The 241-nt window shown below is 41.5% G+C and carries 1 protein-coding gene; it reads right to left on the minus strand.

Annotated features, from left to right (window positions below; translation table 11 throughout):
- Positions 1-241, minus strand: a 241-nt coding sequence (locus tag AAEZ09_RS29060) for a transposase (RefSeq protein ID WP_350601781.1), incomplete at both ends; no start/stop codon positions are given.

A 241-nucleotide genomic window follows, 5' to 3' on the forward strand; every position in this document is an offset into this window, starting at 1 on the left:
GTGAATAATAGTTAGATTAGTAAACTCTTCCGCTAAATACGATTGATGCCAACTAGCTCGATCCATTATTACGACAGCATGTTTTCCCTTCGGGGTTGCATCTGAAATTAAGCGTAAATGCGCCTTCATCACTTCACTGTTACTGAAAGGCATCACCAATGCTTCGGTTTGACCTGTATTGATACAGACCGCACCAAATAAATAAGCATACTCAAATTGCTGCTGTTGAACGGCCCTTGGT

The organism is Pseudomonas sp. 65/3-MNA-CIBAN-0223 (genome assembly GCF_040310425.1).
GTDB lineage: Bacteria > Pseudomonadota > Gammaproteobacteria > Pseudomonadales > Pseudomonadaceae > Aquipseudomonas > Aquipseudomonas gregormendelii.